The following is a 16,136-nucleotide window of genomic DNA, read 5'->3' as shown; positions in this document are numbered from 1 at the left end:
AGGGCCATCACGTCGGCTTGGACGGCACGCTCCGCGTCGTGGTGCCCTTCCTGAATCCCCGATCCCCCGCCATGAACGCCTCCAGCATGTGCGGGATCAACTTCTCGGCATCGACGGCCTCGCCATACGCCTGCGCGTGCAGCGCGGCGTAGCGGTCGAGGTCGGCTTTCAAGCTGGCCGGGCAGGCAAAGGTCAGCTTGACGCTCTCGGTCTTGGGCAGCGGCCCTAGCCGCAGTTTCTTCGTGTTCATTGGGAAGCTCCCCGGTTGAAGAACAGCGGCTGGCACGGCCGCAGCACCAGATCCCGGTTCACGATGACGCGAACCGGCAGGCCCGGCCTAATGGTCAGCGTCGGCTGGATGTCCATGTTGCGCCGGGTGATCTCCTGACCCACCTGATTGATGCTGTCCTGGGCGCTGTCGCGCCCCGCGATGACGATGCGGTTGCCGTCCTGGCGGTTCTCTGGCGCGGCCAACTCGGCGCCTACGCCCAGCAGCGTCGTCAGCACGGCGCCCGCGACGATGCGATTCCAATGCCAGTCCACGTCGTCTTCCAGGCCGGCGTAGCCGGCTGGATCGGTGCCGACAAGGTTGTCGAGCGTCAGCGAGGACGTATCGGGCAGGATGACCCGGTTCCACACCACCTGCACGCGGCTCTGCCCGTAGCTGACCTGGCTGTTGTATTTACCCAGGATGCGCGACCCCTGCGGGATCAACAGGAACTTGCCCGTGGCCGAGTCATAGACCGGCTCCGTCACCGTGGCGATCACGTCGCCTGGCAAGTCCGACTTGATGCCCGTCACCAGCGCGCCCGCAATCACCGTTCCGGCCATGACCTGATACGGCGAGGCCGGCATTTTCAGGTTTCCGGAATTGCGGGTTTCCATAGAGCCGCCTTTCAGGAACGCCTCTTTCTGGTCTTGCCGGTTTTGCACAGCTGTCGGATCGGCAGGCTGGGGCGCCGCCGAGGCCGGCCCAGCCGCGAGCGGGTCGAAGGCCGCGAGCGTGTTGGCAGCACCAGGCACACCCGGCGGCGCCACCGTGGCCGTGGCGGCGGCCTGGCCCTGGCCGCCCGAGCGGAAAAACACCGACGAAGCCGCTGCGGCTTCCGCCTCCTTGCGCAAGGCGTCGTTGGGATCGTGGCCGGGGGCCGCGTAAGCGGCCACGGCGGACTGCTGCGAGTTCACGATGGCCGGGCCAAGATCGCCCGGCAGTGGCGGCCCCAGCTCGGGCACCTTCGGCGGCAGCTTCGAGTAGTCGGACGGCAGGCCGTCCAGCCCTTCGGACTTCGAGACGCGATCGACGTTGTAAAGCTCGGTCTGCTCGCCCGCGCCGCGCCGGTGCGGTTGCAATGACCAGATCGTGGCCCCGAGCACGGCGACCGACAGGCCGCCGACGAGGACGGCCAGCGTGCGCCGGTTCAACCGGGTCACGGCACGCGGCTGGGCGCGAAGCGCCACCGCCTCGGGCGCGACCTTGCCTGCCTGCCGCGTGGCGAGGTCGGGGGTATCGTCCTGGCTCATGGTCAGTTCCTCCGTGCCACGCCATCCGTGCGCTCGATCCGCACCACGTCGCCCTTGTCACCGCCCAGGCGCAACTCTGCCGCGCCAAACAGGCGATCCACGATGTAGTACGGCGAACGGAAGCGGTAGTTCACCAGTTGCCCGTCGCCTTCCGGCCCGATCACGAACAGCGGCGGCAGTTCGCCTTGCGCGATGCCGGCGGGGAACTGGATATAGACCTTCTGCCCGTCGTCGAAAGCGCGCAGCGGCTTCCACGACGGATTGCTGCCGCCGATCGCGTAGCGAAAGCGCAGGTTCTCCAGCGACAGGCCGCTATCCACCGGCGCGGCGGCGCTGGCCGCTTGCGCCTGGCGCTGCAAGGCCAGCATCCGGTCGCGCGGGTACTCCCAGGACACCGACGCCATCCACGTCTTTTCCGTGGAAGTCAGTTCCAGCAGGTACGTCCTCCGGCTGGTGATGATGACCAGATTGGTCTTGAGGCCCGAGCGGATCGGCTTGACCAGCACGTTGACGCGCAAGTCGGCACCGCTGCCGCTGGACGTGTCGCCCACGATCCAGCGCACGGTATCGCCGGCGGCCACCGTCACCAGCTCCTCGCCCGGCTGCAAGGCAACCATCGTCACCCGGCCCACGGCCGCATAGACCTGATACAGCGCGCCATCGGTGAAGGGCCACACCTGAATCGCGTTGACGTAGCCCTCGCGCGTGGGCGCGACACGCGCCTCGGCATTGGCGCGTGAAACGCGCACCTTCTCGTCGGCCGGCTCGGGCGTGGGCTTGGCGTCCTCGGCCTCGGGTGCCGGCATCAACTGCGCCGGCATCGGCAGCACCTCGGGCACGGCCACAACCTCCACGGGCGCGGGCGGCTCCGGCATCGGCTGGGCCTGCACCGGCACCGGCTCATCGAGCGAGATGGTCGGCGGCGGCTTGCCTTGCGTGGCGCAGCCCGCCAGGGCAACAAGCATCAACGGCAAAGCGTAAAAGCGGAAAGACAGGTTCATGGTTTTGCTCCTTCGGAAGAATCCAGCTCGCGGCTCCAGGAAAGGCCGTTGACGTAGATGCCCAGCGGGTTCTTGCGCAGGCGTTCTTCGGTGCGCGGCGGCTGGAGCACGATGGACACCACGGCCGTCCACCGTTCCAGGCCCGCCGCAGCGCCGTTGACGTAGCGGCGTTCCGTCCAGCGCACGTTGAAAGACGTGTCGCTGGCACGCACGACGCTGGTGATCTGCACCGTCACCGACTCCTTTCCGATGCGCGCGAACGGGTCGTTGACCCGCGCGTAGTCGTTGAGCACGGCCGCGCCTTTGTCGGTCGTGTAGTCGTAGGCGTCCAGCCAGTTCTGGCGGACGACGATGGGGTCGATGGACAGCGAGCGCACCAGCGTCACGAAGCGCGCGATGTGGTGCGCCGTCTGCGCATCGTTGGGCCGGTACGGCGTGGCGGCTTCGCCCACGGCGCGCACCTGGCCCGCGTTGTCCACCTCCACGACGTAGGGCGTGACGATGGATTGCGCCGAGCGCCACACCAGTCCGCCGGCCATCAGCAGCGCGAGCGTGAGGCAGCCGAAGGCCATGAATCGCCAGTTCTTGGCCTGGACGCGGGCCGAGCCGATACGGTCGTCCCACACCTGGCCGGCGGTTTGGTACGGCGTGGCAGGCTGCGGCGTGTCGGCGTAGCGCACCTGCGGTTTCTTGAATCGCATGGTCAGTTCTCCTTGTGAATCGCGTCAGTCGTCGGAGCCGCGCAGGCTCGGGCCTTGCCCGGAGCCGCCGCCGTCGCCACCGCGCAGCGCGTGGGCAGCGGTGGTCGCGGCGTGGGTGAGCTGCTGGCGGCGATGCAGCCGCTTGGCCCAAGCGGGCTGCTCGGGCGCCTGTGCAGCGGCAGCGCCTGCCGGCGCTTCGCTGGTGGCGGCCTGGCCGGCTGACGCGCCAGCGTCGCCGTTCCAGCCCGCGCGGAACGGTGCGGCCATGCGCTGCCCGGCAGCGGAAGCGCGGGATGCGGCAGCGCGTCCGGCAGACTGCGCGCCGGTCTTGGCGACGTTGCCCAAGCCCGCCATCGCGCCTTTGGCACCGCCGCCGGCGGCAGCGGAACCCGCCTGGAACGCCGACTTCGCGCTGCCAGCCGCCGACGTGGCGGCACGCGCGCCGCTGCCGGCCAGCTTGGCGGCAGCCGGGGCCATGCGCGCGCCAGCGGCCACCGCGCCGCCCACGCCCGTCGCGGCAGCACCGACAGCCACTGCCGTTCCGGCCGCGCCGACGGCGGCACCGGCCATCGCGCCCGCGCCGAGCTGGGGCGCGCCGGACACAAGGCCCGTGGCGATGCCGGGGCCGAAGATCCCGAGCGCGAGCAAGGTGAGCGAGGCCAGCATGATGACCAGCGCGTGGTCGATGTTCGGCTCGGCGGGGTGGACTTGGAACTGCGCGAACAGGCCCGAGCCGATGCCGACGATCACAGCCAGCACCAGCACTTTGATGCCAGCGGCCACGACGTTGCCCAGCACCTTCTCGGCGAGAAAGCTGGTCTTGTTCCACAGCGCGAACGGCACCAGCACGAACCCGGCGAGCGTGGTCAGCTTGAACTCGATCAGCGTGATGAAAAGCTGGATCGCCAGCACGAAGAAGCACAGCACCACGACCAGCCACGCGAGGAACATCACCACGATGGGATCGAGATTGGCGAACACCTCGGGGAAGCCCGCCATCTCGCCGATCTGCTCCAGAATCGGCGCCCCGGCGTCGATGCCGGTCTTGGCGAGCCGGCCCGGCTGCAAGAAGTTCTCCATCGTGATGGCCGAGCCGGTGGCGGTGATGCCCAGCCCCGCGAACGAGCGGAACACGATGCTGGCCAGCCAGTTGAAGTTGTTGAGGATGTAGGCGAAGGCACCGACGTAGAGCACCTTGCGCAGCAGCTTGGCGATCACGTCATCGCCTTGGCCGGTGGCGTGGCTCATGGCCCAATACAGCCCGGCGATCGTCATGTCGATGACGATCAGCGTGGCCGTGAGGAACGCCACTTCGCCGCGCAGCAGCCCGAAACCCGAGTCGATGTAGGTGGCGAAGGTGTTGAGGAACTGGTCGATGATGGTCACGTCATTCATGGCGTGCCCTCCGGTTCCTCGAAGCTGGGCGGGATCGGCGGCAGGTCGGCCAGCGTCTGGTATTCATCCGGCCCGGCCTCGCCGGAAAAGAAGCGCCGCCGGAAGGCTTCGGCGGCGGCGCGGCAAGCGTCCTCGCCCGTGGCCTGCCGGTCGGCCGCGCATTGCGCGCGCAATGCCTTGAGCCGCACGCGATCGGCGGCCAGGGCATCGGCGAGGTTGTCGGCCGGCTGCTCGCCGCAAGCGGCCAGCAGCACGGCACCAAGGACGAGGACGCATCGCATGGCGGCCTCCTGTCAGTCGCGGTAGAAGTTGACGGACTGCGGCGTGTACGGCGTGCCTTCCCCGAGGAAGCGCCGCCGCACTTCGCGGGCGCGCTCGGTGGCCGCCGCCTGCCGCGCCAGTTCCAGCGAGGCGGCCCGGTCTTGCGTGATCTGGAGCCGCTGCGACTGGATCGACTGCTTGGCCTGCAAGGCGAGCAACTGGTTCATGGCCTGCATCGCCTGCAACGCGCCTTGCGCCGACTGGCTCTTGCCGACCAGATCGGCCAGCACGCTTTCGTCTTCGCCCAGGTTCTGCGACACCTGCGCCTGCATCTGCATGGTGGTCTGCAAGCCGCCCAGCGTGTTCTTCCACCGCTCCTGGGCGTCGCGGTACATCTGGTCGCCGCTGACGGTGGCGGCGTACTGCTCCGGGTACAGGCGGGCAAACTCCCGATCCAGATTCGTCACGTCGTAGGCCAAGCCTCGGGCCTGGGCGATCAGCCGCTCGGTCGTCGCCAGGTTGGCGCGCAACTGGCCGACCACGCTGGATGGAAGGCTGGCGAGGTTGCGCGCCTGGTTCATCAGCATTTGCGCTTCGTTCTGGAGCTGGCGAATCTGGTTGTTGATCTGCTCCAGCGTGCGGATCGCGGTCATCGTGTTCTGCACGAGGTTGGTGGGGTCGATCACGACCCATTGCGCATGGGCAGTGGCGGTGCAAAGCATGGCCGCGATGGCAGCGGCGACAAGGCGCTTCTTCATGGCAGGATCTCCTGTGGTTGGTCAGCGAGGGAATCCGGCGCGAGGCCGGGGAACGAGGGCAGCAGGTCAGCCGCCCAATCGAGGCCGCGATGGCGCAGCCAGGCACCCGCGAAGCCGGGCGTGCCGGCGTCCAGCAGCACGCGGTCTATGTCGCGCTGGTCTTGCGGCGTGGAAGCGCCCGCGAAGGCCAGCGTCGCCGCCCCCAGGTCGAGGTCGAACAGGCGGTTGCCGAGGCGGGATTGGTAGTAGTAGTCGCGCTTGGGTTGCGCGGTGGCGACGATCTCGATCTGGCGCGAGTTCAACCCGAAGCCCTCGTAGATCGTGCGAATCTGCGGCTCGGTCGCCTGCGGGTTCGGCAGGAAGATGCGGCTTGCGCAGCTCTCGATGATTGCGGGCGCGATGCTCGAATCCTTAATGTCCGCGAGCGACTGCGTGGCGAAGATCACCGACACGTTTTTCTTGCGCAGCGTCTTGAGCCACTGGCGGATGCGCGCGGCAAACACCGGGTCATCCAGGAACAGCCACGCTTCATCGAGGATCAGCATCGTGGGCGCACCGTCAAAGCGTTCGTCAAAGCGCGCAAAGAGGTAATGCAGCACGGCCATGACGGCGGCCTTGCTGTGCATCAGCTCCTCCATCTCGAAACCCTGCACGTCCGCCATGCCCAGCCGGTCGTGGTCGGCATCCAGCAGCTTGCCGTGCGCGCCGCCCAGCACATAGGGCGCGAGCGCCTGGCGCAGCGCGTTCGATTGCAGCAGCACCGACAGGCCGGTCATCGTGCGCTGCTCGACGGGCGCACCGGCCAAGCTGCCCAGCGCCGACCAGATGGCGGCTTTCTCGTCCGGGCCGACTGCTACGCCTTCATGCAGCAAACGGCCTTCGATCCATTCGGCGGCCCAGGTGCGGTAGCCTTCGCGGTCAATGCGGGCGAGCGGCTGGAAGGCGATTTCGCCGTCCGTGCCCAAGTCGTAGTGCTCGCCGCCAAGCCCGAGGATCGTGGCGCGCATCGAACGCCCCATATCGAACGCGAAGATGCGCGAGCCGAGGTAGCGGCGGAACTGCATCGCCAGCGTGGCGAGCAGCACTGACTTGCCCATGCCCGTCGGGCCGGCCACCAGCATGTGGCCCACGTCGCCATCGTGCGTGACCAAGCGAAACGGTGTGGCGCCATCGGTGCGCGTCACGATGAGAGGCGGGCCGTCCAGATGCGCGTTGCGCTCGGGGCCGGCCCACACGGCCGACACCGGCATCATGTGCGCCAGGTTCAGCGTCGAGACGATCGGCTGGCGCACGTTGGCATAGGCGTTGCCGGGGAGCGAGGACAGCCACGCATCCACGGCATTGAGCGTTTCGGAGATGGTCACGAAGCCCCGGCCCTGGATGACGCGCTCCACCATGCGCAGCTTCTCGTCGGCTGCGGCCGGGTCGGCATCGAGCACCGTCACCGTGGCGGTGAGGTAGCCGAAGGCGACTTGATCACTGCCCAGCTCCTGCAACGCGGCATCGGCATCGGTCGCCTTGTTCGAGGCATCCGTGTCCACCAGCGGCGACTCCTGTTGGAAGATCGTTTCGCGCAGCAGCGCGATGACGTTCTTGCGCTTGGCGAACCACTGGCGGCGCAGGCGGGCGAGGTCTTTTTCCGCCTCGGATTTGTCCATGCAGAGGAAGCGCGTACTCCAGCGATACGCAAATCCGAGGCGGTTGAGGTCGTCCAGAATCCCCGGCCAGGTCGAGGTCGGAAAGCCCCGCACCGACACCACGCGCAGGTGCCGGTCGCCCAGCATGGGGGCCAGGCCGCCAACCAGCGGCGAGTCGGCCAGCAGCGCGTCGATGTGGAAAGGCACCTCGGGCACACCGACGCGATAGCGTCGCGTCGAGATGGTCGCGTGCAGGTAGGTCAGGGTCTGCGCGTCATCGAGCCAGGCAATTTCCGGCATGACGCCATCGAGCTGGTCAAAGACCCGATCCGTTTCCGCGACGAAGGCTTGCAGCCGCTCGCGCCAGTCCACGCCATTCGTCGGCGTGTTCTCGTAGAGCATCTTGGCGGCACGAGCGCGCGATTCTTCAGGCGGCAGGTACACCAGCGTCAAGTGATAGCCGCTCTCGAAGTGATGGCCGGTGTCCTCGAAGGCCGAGCGGCGTTCTTCGTCCACCAGCCACGACAGCGCCTCCGGAAACTCTGAGTGCGGGTAGTCCGCGGCGGCGCTGCGTTCGGCCTCGATGAACAGCGCCCAGCCCGATCCCAGCCGGCGCAGCGCATTGTTCAAGCGGGCCGACGTGGCGATCAGCTCGCCTTGCGTGGCACTGTCGAGGTCAGGCCCGCGAAACCGGGCCGTGCGCTGGAAACTGCCGTCCTTGTTCAAGACGACACCCGGCGCGACGAGCCCGGCCCACGGCAGCCAATCGGCGAGCAAGGCCGGGCGCTGGCGGTATTCGGCGAGGTTCAGCATGGCGGCGTCCCCTCACACGTCCAGCAGCGGGCGGTGCTTGATGTGCCGGGCGAACACGGCCATGAACTGCGGATCGACGCGCGCACCCCATACCGCCAGCGAATGGCCGACGATCCAGAGCACCACGCCAGGAATCCACAGTTGCAGGCCCAGCCCGACGGCGGCGGCCAGCGTGCCGTTGGCAATCGCCACGGTGCGCGGTGCGCCGCCCAGCAAGATCGGCTCGGTGAGCGAGCGATGCAAAGGCACCTCGAACCCGGCCGCGAAGCTATCCGGGCCGCTCATACGACAGCCCCGCCCGAGAACGAAAAGAACGACAGGAAGAAGCTCGAAGCCGCGAACGCGATGGACAGGCCGAACACGATCTGGATCAGCTTGCGAAAGCCGCCCGACGTGTCGCCGAAGGCGAGCGCGAGGCCCGTGGCAATGATGATGATGACCGCGACGATGCGCGCCACCGGCCCCTGAATCGACTCCAAGATCGACTGCAACGGGCCTTCCCAGGGCATCGAGGAACCAGCGGCCTGCGCGGTGCCGGCCAGGAACAGCAACAGCGCGGCCAGCAGCAGCCCTCGCCCCGCAGGGCGGGCCAGGCAGCGCAGCCGTGCAAGGCGCAAAGCCGGATTTACGGAAACACGGAAAGCAGGAATGGTCATCTGCGTCATAGCAGTTCTCCAGGTTGGTCAGGGGACGAGGAAGTCGCCGCAGCGGGTGCGGCATCAGGGATCGGCGGCAGCTCGGGAAACGGCGTTTCCAGCGCGTCCACCAGTTGGTAGCCCACGCCGTCGAAGCCGACGATGCGGGCGATGTTCTCGATGCGGCGCTTGCGTCCGCGCCCGGCGATCTGGATCACCACGTTGACCGCCTCGGCGATCAGCGCACGCGGCGGATTCACCGCCACTTCGAGAATCAGTTGCTCCAGGCGCAGCAACGCGCCCAGCGCGGAGCCGGCGTGGATCGTGGCGACGCCGCCGGGGTGGCCGGTGCCCCACACCTTGATGAGATCCAGCGCCTCGGCACCGCGTACCTCGCCGACGACGACGCGATCAGGTCGCAGGCGCATGGACGAGCGCACCAGCTCGGTCATGGACACCACGCCGGAGCGCGTGCGCAGCGGAACGTGGTCGCGGGCCGCGCATTGCAGCTCCACCGTGTCTTCGAGCACCAGCACGCGGTCGCCCGTGGCAGCTATCTCGGCCAGCAGCGCGTTCGCCAAGGTCGTCTTGCCGCTGCTGGTGGCCCCCGCGATCAGGACGTTCTGGCGCTCGCGCACGGCGCGCACCAAAAAGCCCGCCTGGGCGGCGGTCATCATTCCGTCCACGACGTACCGCTCCAGCGGGATCACGCCGATGGTGCGCTTGCGCAGCGCGAAGGCCGGCCCCGGCGCGGCTGGCGGCAGGATGCCCTCGAAGCGTTCACCGGTTTCGGGCAGTTCGGCGGACAGCAGCGGCTGGCCGCGATGCACCTCCGCGCCGACGTGGGCCGCGACCAGGCGGATGATTCGCTCGCCATCGGCTTCGGGCAGCTCCACGCCCATAGGCGCGCGGCCCGACGACAGGCGATCCACCCAAAGGGTGCGGTCAGGGTTGAGCATGATTTCCACCACGTCGGGGTCTTCGAGCGCGGTGGCGATCAGCGGCCCCATTGCCGTGCGCAGCATCTGGATGCGCCGGTCGAGCGACGTGGCACTCATGGATTGGGAAACGGCGCTCATGACGCACGCTCCTGCGCATCGGCGGCTGCCGCCGCGTCCTCCATCCGCACCGAATCGGGATGCAATTCCTCCACCACGTCGCGCACCAGGCTGCGCCCACGCATCAGGTGGCGGCCAAGCTGCTCGGTGAACTGCTCGAAACGCGCCTTGCCCAAGGCGCGGGCCGCCTCTTGGTGCGCCTCGGGAACCGGCGTGCTGACGGTCAGGTAGTAGCGGATGAACAGCGCCAGCGTCTCGATGGCGATGCTCTGGTCGCGCTCCATTCGCTCGGCCTGGCGCGAGAGGCGATCAAGGCGCTTGGCGATGGCCGCCTCGCGCTGGTCGGCCGCGTCCGGCGACAGCCAGGACGCCAAGGCAGCGGCGACGATGCTGGACTTGGACACGCCTTTCTTGGCGGCCAGTTCATCGAGCCGCTGGGCGTGCTCGGGCTGGATAAAGAGGTTCAGGCGATAGTGGCTCATAGCTCGATTCCGTCGTTGGGGTCGAGGGACGCCAGCCGGGCCGTGCGCTGCATGGCCGGATCAAGCTGGCGAGGAAGGGGAAGCGGCAGGTCGTCGTCGTCATCGAGCAGGCCGAGGTCGGCCGCGGGCGCGGCCAGCTCGGGGTCGTAGGCGACGGCCTCAGTTAGCTCGGGCTGACGGCGCGGGCCGCCGTCGTCGGCCGACGCCCGGAAGCCTTCGGCGGCATCGGCCGCAGGCGCGGCAGGCACGGCAGGAATCGCCAGGCCACTCCAGTCGTCGGGGCGCAGTGGCGGCGCGTCGGCGTACCGGCCGTCCGCCAGCTCGGGCGGCGGCAGCACGCGCTGCTTGAAATTGGCGTCGGCGTAGTAGCGCAGCTTCCGGGCCTTGATCGGCGCCATGCTGGACACCATCACTACGGCATCGTCCGGCGGAAGCTGCATCACCTCGCCCGGCGTCAGCAGCGGGCGGGCCGTCTCCTGGCGCGACACCATGAGGTGGCCCAGCCACGGCGCGAGCCGGTGGCCCGCGTAGTTGCGTTGCGCGCGCAGCTCGGTCGCAGTGCCCAGCGTCTCGGAAATGCGCTTGGCGGTGCGTTCGTCGTTGGTGGCGAACGTCACCCTGACGTGGCAGTTGTCGAGAATGGAATGGTTCTGTCCATACGCCTTGTCGATCTGGTTGAGTGACTGCGCGATGAGGAAGCTGCGGATGCCGTAGCCCGCCATGAAGGCCAAGGCTGTCTCGAAGAAGTCGAGCCGACCCAGGGCCGGGAACTCGTCGAGCATCAGCAGCAGCTTGTGGCGGCGTTCGATGCCGTCGCTGCCGTCCAGCGATTCGGTGAGGCGTCGCCCGATCTGGTTGAGGATCAGGCGGATGAGCGGTTTGGTGCGCGATATGTCCGAAGGCGGCACCACCAGGTACAGCGACACCGGATGCTCGGCCGCGATCAGGTCGGCGATGCGCCAGTCACAGCGCGAGGTGACTTCGGCCACCGTGGGATCGCGGTACAGGCCGAGGAACGACATGGCGGTGCTTAACACGCCGGAACGCTCGTTGTCCGACTTGTTGAGCACTTCACGCGCCGCCGACGCGACTACCGGATGCGGCCCCTCGCCCAAGTGGGGCGTGGTCATCATTCGATGCAAGGTCAGCTCGAACGGGCTGGCCGGGTCGCTGAGGAAGTTGGCGACGCCGCGCAGCGTCTTGTCTTCGCCCGCGTAGAGCACATGCAGGATCGCGCCGACCAGCAGCGCGTGGCTGGTCTTTTCCCAATGGTTGCGCTTCTCCAGCGCGCCTTCGGGATCGACCAGAATGTCCGCGATGTTCTGCACGTCGCGCACTTCATGCGCGCCGCGCCGCACCTCCAGCAGCGGGTTGTAGGCCGCCGACTTCGCATCCGTGGGGTTGAACAGCAGGCAATGCGAGAAGCGCGAGCGCCAGCCTGCGGTGATCTGCCAGTTCTCGCCCTTGATGTCGTGGATGACGGCGGACGCGGGCCAAGAAAGCAGCGTCGGCACCACCAGGCCGACGCCCTTGCCCGAGCGCGTGGGTGCGAACGTCAGGACATGCTCTGGCCCCTCATGGCGCAGGTACTGGCGGTCGTGCTGGCCGAGGAACACGCCCTCTGGCTGCGTGAGGCCCGCCTTGCGAATGTCATGCGCGTTCGCCCAGCGGGCCGATCCGTAGGTCGTGACAAGGCGTGCCTGCCGCGAGCGCCAGACCGACATGGCAATGGCGACGGCCACGGCGACCATGCCACTGCTGCCAGCGATGGCTCCGCCGGTGTCGAAGATTTCCGGGGTATAGGCGCCGTAAGAAAACCACCACTCAAACAGCTTCCACGGGTGATAGATCGGCGTGCCAAGAAGATCGAACCAGGGCGAGCCAAGGCGTACTTGATAGCCAAGGGCTGCTGCTGTCCATTGTGTGGCACCCCACACTCCGGCGATCACGATGCCGAATACCACGGCGATCTGACCGAACAGCACGTTCGTCCCTTGCATGACCTGGCCTCCGATTTCTCCTGCGCCGATTCCTCATGGAAAAAGCGGCACAAGGACGTGCCGGAGGCGTCAGGATCGGTGCCGCGTCAGTGCCGGTCAAAGACCGTTTTAAGCAGAAAGATCGAGCAAAAAGAAAGAATTAGCGCGGTGGCGAGCCAACGAAAAACGTCGCAAGCGCAGGCGCGTTGCGGCGTGTCGGTCAGGAAATCCAATATTCGTGGCGAAGCGGCCACGATCAAAACTTAGGCGGCTCCTTCGGCGGTGTGTAGGGCGTTTCCCCGTCGCCATAGAACCGCTTGCGCGTGGCCTCGGCCACCCGGTTGCACAACACGTCGCCCAGCTTGGGGCGGTCGGTCTTGCACTGCTGGCGCAGTTCCTTGAGCCGTTCGGGGTTGGCCGCCAGCTCTTCCACTGTCGGGATGTTGGCTGCGGAACCGGCGGACTTCTGTGGCCCATCGGACTGGCCGCAGGCAGTCAACACGGCAACCAGCAAGAATGGGATGATCTTCTTCATGGCGTCAGTTCCTCCGGGTGATCGGGATTACGGCCTCGTATGGGCCTGGGGGTTTCCGGCTGTTCGATGGCCTGTGCGCGCTCAATAAACCGCGCCAACTCGTCGGACGGATCTCCGTCCAGCCGCAACAGATAGGTCGTGAGGGGCGACACGCGCGAAGCTAGCGGCCGGGCCACTACACCCGGCTCACGGCTGGCGGCAATGTGTGCACTGCCTGCTAGGCCGAGCGCAAAACCGGCCGAGACTAGGGCCATCATCAGGTCGGTGGACGAAACCCTCTCTGCAATCAGTGGCTCCACATCCGCACGGCGCAACACCCGTTCAACTTGCTTGGCATGGCCCTCACATGCCTGTGGATCGCACAGAACCAGTGGATAGCGAAGCAACTCATCCAAGGGGATGCGCTTGTGGGCCAGAAGCGGATGCCGAGCTGGCACGGCCACCATCAGCGCATCGCTCCATGCGGGCGTGGCGACGATACCGTCGCCCACTTCGTCGGATTGAGCAAACCCTACGTCATACAGATCGCTATGCAGCCCCTTGATCTGTTGCGATAGGGGCACCTCGAAGAACCGGATTTCGACCTCGGGTTCTTCCTGGCGGCAAAGTACGAGCAACGCAGAAAGGCGCGACGGCGTGATGCCGTCGGACAATGCCACGCGCAACTGGCCATGAAAACCGTTTGCTGCCGCTTTCACGCTATCGCGTGCCTGCTCCAAGGCGGAGAGCACGCGGCGCACGTGCTCCAGAAACAGCTCGCCCGCACGGGTCAGCCGAGTGCTGCGCGTGGTGCGGGCAAACAGCATCACGCCCAGTTCTTCTTCCAGTTCCTTGATGGCCCGTGACAGTGGAGACTGCTCGATGTGCAGCCGCTCGGCAGCGCGGGCGAAATGGAGTTCCTCAGCAACCGCAATGAAGCAGCGCAAGTGACGAAGTTCCATAGTCTTGTCCTTCCATGATCCATGTTGATTCGGGGGACGAGATGCACGCCTGCTGTAGCACCAGTCGAGCTGAGGCCAAATATTGAATAAACAATTATACATGTGTTCATATATTAGTCAAAGAAGCCTGCACCGTGCCGTGGTGATGTTCGATTGTGAGGAGATGAATGGTGCAAGCTGCACGAGGGCCAATGGGCATCGTGGAGGCCGCTTGCCAAAATAGTGCGAGCCCCACCGGGGCTCGCGAGATGCGGAAGGTGCTATGCCTTCAGGGGGAAAGCCCGAATCAGGCTGGGTTGATTTCCAGCGCGCCGCGGTTGATCTGGTCGCGCTCCATCGACTCGAACAAGGCACCGAAGTTACCTTCGCCGAAGCCCTCGCGGTAGTTGCCCTTGCGCTCGATGAACTCGAAGAACACCGGGCCGAGCAGCGGCTCGGAGAAGATCGGCCTCACGCTCACGGCCTACCTGAACGTGCGTCTCGAAAAGCACTCCGACTCGCACAAGCGCAATCCCATGGACGTGTTCCGCGCGTCGGTCCAGAAATGGCCGGAGGTCGTGGAATGCCATGCGCTGACCGGCGACATGGACTATCTGCTGCGGGTGGTCGTCAGGAACATGGCTCACTACTCTCGCTTCGTGCTCGACACGCTGCTCAAGCACCCCAGCGTGCAGGACTGCAAGACAAGCTTCGTGCTGGATCGGGTAAAGAGCACCACGGCCTTGCCCTATGAGCATTCGGCCGATTGGTGTAGCGGGGATGCAAATAGCGCTTGACCTTCCAACCGTGGCAAGGACCAGACTTCAAACACCCCAACCCGAAAGGAGTTTTCCATGCAATTCCATCTCGAAGACATGACCTGCGGCGGCTGCGCCCGCACCGTTACGAAAACGATCCAAACGATCGACCCCAACGCCAAGATCGTCACGGACCCGCCGACCCGCCGTGTCGAGGTCCAGACCTCGGCCTCGCAAGAGCAGATCGCCGCGGCCCTGAGCGAAGCTGGCTTCCCGCCGCGCGCGCAGTAACACCGCGTCGTGGCCGGCCTGCACACAGGACGGCCGATGCGAGCACGTGCGCTGCGCCGTACCTGGCGCGGCGCTCAGTGCATCCCAAGGTAGGCGACCTTGGCCCACATCCACAGGGCCATCGCCACCATCATCAGGTTCTCGGTCAGGGACACGAAGCCCAGCGGCACGTTGCTGTCCCCGCCCACACAGGCGCACTTGAGTTCCCGGCGATCGACATAGACCGCCTTGAAAACCGACACGGCCCCGACGGTCCCGATGAACAGCGCCAACGGAATCGACACCCACATCCCCACGCCCGCGACCATCAGGACGCCTGCGATGGCCTCCGCGAACGGGTAGAAATAGGCATACCGAACCCAGCGCTTGGCCAGCAGGTCGTAGTTGAGGAACATCGTCGCGAAGCCGTCCACGTCCTTGAGCTTCTGCAGCGCCAGGAGACACATGGCAAAGGCCACGAACCACTCTGCCGCCTGAATGCTCCAGAGCTGGCCGAAGGCCGCCCAGCTCGCCGCCAGCGCCATCGCGGCCGCCATGGCGAACAGCGCGATCACAGGGGTGTAGGTCACGGCGTTCTTGTCCTTCACGGACATGCCGAAGAATTTGCGCAGGTCGTCGTAGCCGCCCACGCGCCGCCCGTTTATGAAGACCTGGGGCGTGGTCTCGACGCCATGCTCCTTCTTGAACGCATCCGTCTGCTCGCGGCTCGCCAAGTGTTTGTCCTCGACCTCGTAGCCCTTGCGGTTGAGCAGATCGAGCGACTTCAGCCCGTAGGGGCAGGTATGGCCGGGCATGACCATCCGGTAGAGCGTGGCTTGTTTGGGCGCAGACATGCTGGACTTCTCCTGTGGGACTTTTCATGGGCCGGCCGCAGCGCCGACTATCACGGATTGAAGGACTTTGACGACATTTCCAGCCTAACCGGCGGTGGTGCAAGGGGGTGTAGGCATCTGGCTCCCGGGGCGGTCGTCAGGCTGCAACGCCGTCAGTCCTCCGTCTGCCAGAGCAACCCCGCCGCAGGCCGGCGCGCCCGCGGCGGCACGCTGGGTCCTAGTGGTTCTCCTTGGCATGGTTGATCGTGTACTTCGGGATCTCGACGGTCAGGTCCTCGTTCGCCACGATGGCCTGGCAGCTCAGGCGCGATTGCGCCTCTAGCCCCCAGGCCCGGTCAAGCAGGTCGTCCTCGCACTCCTCGACCTCGTTGAGGGAATCGAATCCCTTGCGCACGATGCAGTGGCAGGTCGTGCAGGCACAGCTCATGTCGCAGGCATGTTCGATCTCGATGCCGTTGTCTAGCAGCGCCTCGCAGATCGAGGTGCCGACCGGCACGTTCAGCTCGGCGCCCTCGGGCGCCAGTTCAGGATGGGGCAAGACGGTGATCTTGGGCATGG

The 16,136-nt window shown here is 66.5% G+C and carries 20 protein-coding genes and 1 pseudogene; 3 read left to right on the top strand and 18 right to left on the bottom strand.

Annotation, left to right across the window (positions count from 1 at the left end; all coding sequences use genetic code 11):
• Positions 1 to 7: 7 nt before the first annotated feature.
• From LU682_RS15680 to LU682_RS15620, 13 genes are read right to left on the bottom strand one after another with little or no spacing between them, the layout of a single operon-like run.
• Positions 8 to 250, bottom strand: a complete 243-nt coding sequence (locus LU682_RS15680; RefSeq protein WP_008786880.1) for a DUF2274 domain-containing protein — start codon at positions 248 to 250, stop codon at positions 8 to 10.
• Positions 247 to 1,521, bottom strand: coding sequence for a TraB/TrbI/VirB10 family type IV secretion system protein (locus LU682_RS15675; protein WP_008786881.1), 1,275 nt, complete (start codon positions 1,519 to 1,521; stop codon positions 247 to 249). Before LU682_RS15675 ends, LU682_RS15680 begins: the two co-directional genes overlap by 4 nt.
• Before the next feature lie 2 nt (positions 1,522 to 1,523).
• Entirely contained in the window at positions 1,524 to 2,522 is a 999-nt protein-coding gene (gene trbG / locus LU682_RS15670) for a P-type conjugative transfer protein TrbG (RefSeq protein ID WP_008786882.1), read from the bottom strand.
• Complete coding sequence (trbF, locus tag LU682_RS15665) at positions 2,519 to 3,223, bottom strand: conjugal transfer protein TrbF (RefSeq protein ID WP_008786883.1); 705 nt, start codon at positions 3,221 to 3,223, stop codon at positions 2,519 to 2,521. The genes trbG and trbF overlap by 4 nt, the downstream gene beginning before the upstream one ends.
• A gap of 24 nt (positions 3,224 to 3,247) precedes the next feature.
• The gene (trbL, locus tag LU682_RS15660; protein WP_021221531.1) at positions 3,248 to 4,618 is read right to left on the bottom strand and encodes a P-type conjugative transfer protein TrbL; all 1,371 of its coding nucleotides are present in this window, start codon (positions 4,616 to 4,618) and stop codon (positions 3,248 to 3,250) included.
• On the bottom strand, positions 4,615 to 4,899 hold the full coding sequence (locus LU682_RS15655) for a hypothetical protein (protein WP_008786757.1): 285 nt from the start codon (positions 4,897 to 4,899) through the stop codon (positions 4,615 to 4,617). The genes trbL and LU682_RS15655 overlap by 4 nt, the downstream gene beginning before the upstream one ends.
• A gap of 12 nt (positions 4,900 to 4,911) precedes the next feature.
• The gene (gene trbJ, locus LU682_RS15650; RefSeq protein WP_008786756.1) at positions 4,912 to 5,637 is read right to left on the bottom strand and encodes a P-type conjugative transfer protein TrbJ; all 726 of its coding nucleotides are present in this window, start codon (positions 5,635 to 5,637) and stop codon (positions 4,912 to 4,914) included.
• Complete coding sequence (trbE, locus tag LU682_RS15645) at positions 5,634 to 8,087, bottom strand: conjugal transfer protein TrbE (protein WP_008786755.1); 2,454 nt, start codon at positions 8,085 to 8,087, stop codon at positions 5,634 to 5,636. Before trbE ends, trbJ begins: the two co-directional genes overlap by 4 nt.
• A gap of 12 nt (positions 8,088 to 8,099) precedes the next feature.
• Positions 8,100 to 8,372 (bottom strand): VirB3 family type IV secretion system protein, encoded by a 273-nt coding sequence (locus LU682_RS15640; protein WP_008786754.1) that lies wholly within the window; start codon positions 8,370 to 8,372, stop codon positions 8,100 to 8,102.
• Positions 8,369 to 8,752: a TrbC/VirB2 family type IV secretion system protein gene (locus tag LU682_RS15635; RefSeq protein ID WP_008786753.1), complete on the bottom strand. Its 384-nt coding sequence runs from the start codon at positions 8,750 to 8,752 to the stop codon at positions 8,369 to 8,371. The genes LU682_RS15640 and LU682_RS15635 overlap by 4 nt, the downstream gene beginning before the upstream one ends.
• The gene (gene trbB / locus LU682_RS15630) at positions 8,749 to 9,801 is read right to left on the bottom strand and encodes a P-type conjugative transfer ATPase TrbB (RefSeq protein ID WP_008786752.1); all 1,053 of its coding nucleotides are present in this window, start codon (positions 9,799 to 9,801) and stop codon (positions 8,749 to 8,751) included. The genes LU682_RS15635 and trbB overlap by 4 nt, the downstream gene beginning before the upstream one ends.
• Positions 9,798 to 10,262 (bottom strand): CopG family transcriptional regulator, encoded by a 465-nt coding sequence (locus LU682_RS15625; RefSeq protein WP_008786751.1) that lies wholly within the window; start codon positions 10,260 to 10,262, stop codon positions 9,798 to 9,800. Before LU682_RS15625 ends, trbB begins: the two co-directional genes overlap by 4 nt.
• Complete coding sequence (locus LU682_RS15620; RefSeq protein WP_019396555.1) at positions 10,259 to 12,262, bottom strand: conjugal transfer protein TraG; 2,004 nt, start codon at positions 12,260 to 12,262, stop codon at positions 10,259 to 10,261. Before LU682_RS15620 ends, LU682_RS15625 begins: the two co-directional genes overlap by 4 nt.
• Between LU682_RS15620 and LU682_RS15615 the strand changes: the two genes are divergently transcribed.
• The gene (locus LU682_RS15615; protein WP_124014400.1) at positions 12,257 to 12,508 is read left to right on the top strand and encodes a hypothetical protein; all 252 of its coding nucleotides are present in this window, start codon (positions 12,257 to 12,259) and stop codon (positions 12,506 to 12,508) included. The two genes, LU682_RS15620 and LU682_RS15615, sit on opposite strands and share 6 nt — an antisense overlap.
• Here LU682_RS15615 and LU682_RS15610 read toward each other — a convergent pair.
• The 3 genes and pseudogenes from LU682_RS15610 to LU682_RS15600 all read right to left on the bottom strand — a co-directional run.
• Complete coding sequence (locus tag LU682_RS15610) at positions 12,498 to 12,776, bottom strand: EexN family lipoprotein (protein WP_008786748.1); 279 nt, start codon at positions 12,774 to 12,776, stop codon at positions 12,498 to 12,500. The genes LU682_RS15615 and LU682_RS15610 overlap by 11 nt on opposite strands.
• Complete coding sequence (locus LU682_RS15605; RefSeq protein WP_008786747.1) at positions 12,773 to 13,717, bottom strand: LysR family transcriptional regulator; 945 nt, start codon at positions 13,715 to 13,717, stop codon at positions 12,773 to 12,775. The genes LU682_RS15610 and LU682_RS15605 overlap by 4 nt, the downstream gene beginning before the upstream one ends.
• Before the next feature lie 286 nt (positions 13,718 to 14,003).
• Positions 14,004 to 14,162, bottom strand: a pseudogene (locus LU682_RS15600) (4-hydroxyphenylpyruvate dioxygenase); the annotation flags it as partial.
• A 70-nt stretch (positions 14,163 to 14,232) separates the two neighbouring features.
• On the opposite strand from LU682_RS15600, the gene LU682_RS15595 reads away from it, so the two are divergent.
• Both LU682_RS15595 and LU682_RS15590 read left to right on the top strand, forming a co-directional pair.
• Positions 14,233 to 14,493 (top strand): Lrp/AsnC ligand binding domain-containing protein, encoded by a 261-nt coding sequence (locus tag LU682_RS15595; protein WP_019396553.1) that lies wholly within the window; start codon positions 14,233 to 14,235, stop codon positions 14,491 to 14,493.
• A 57-nt stretch (positions 14,494 to 14,550) separates the two neighbouring features.
• A complete protein-coding gene (locus tag LU682_RS15590; RefSeq protein ID WP_003821167.1) occupies positions 14,551 to 14,745 on the top strand; it encodes a heavy-metal-associated domain-containing protein in 195 nt (64 codons plus the stop codon).
• Between the two features lie 74 nt (positions 14,746 to 14,819).
• Here the strand turns inward: LU682_RS15590 and LU682_RS15585 are convergent, their stop codons facing one another.
• Both LU682_RS15585 and fdx read right to left on the bottom strand, forming a co-directional pair.
• A complete protein-coding gene (locus LU682_RS15585; RefSeq protein ID WP_008786745.1) occupies positions 14,820 to 15,578 on the bottom strand; it encodes a MauE/DoxX family redox-associated membrane protein in 759 nt (252 codons plus the stop codon).
• A gap of 217 nt (positions 15,579 to 15,795) precedes the next feature.
• The gene (fdx, locus tag LU682_RS15580) at positions 15,796 to 16,134 is read right to left on the bottom strand and encodes an ISC system 2Fe-2S type ferredoxin (RefSeq protein ID WP_008786744.1); all 339 of its coding nucleotides are present in this window, start codon (positions 16,132 to 16,134) and stop codon (positions 15,796 to 15,798) included.
• Positions 16,135 to 16,136 lie beyond the last annotated feature (2 nt).

The sequence above is a fragment of the Pseudomonas alloputida genome (assembly GCF_021283545.2).
Classification (GTDB): domain Bacteria; phylum Pseudomonadota; class Gammaproteobacteria; order Pseudomonadales; family Pseudomonadaceae; genus Aquipseudomonas; species Aquipseudomonas alloputida.
Note: the sequence above shows the minus strand (reverse complement) of the source record. Positions and strands in the feature narration are given on the sequence as shown.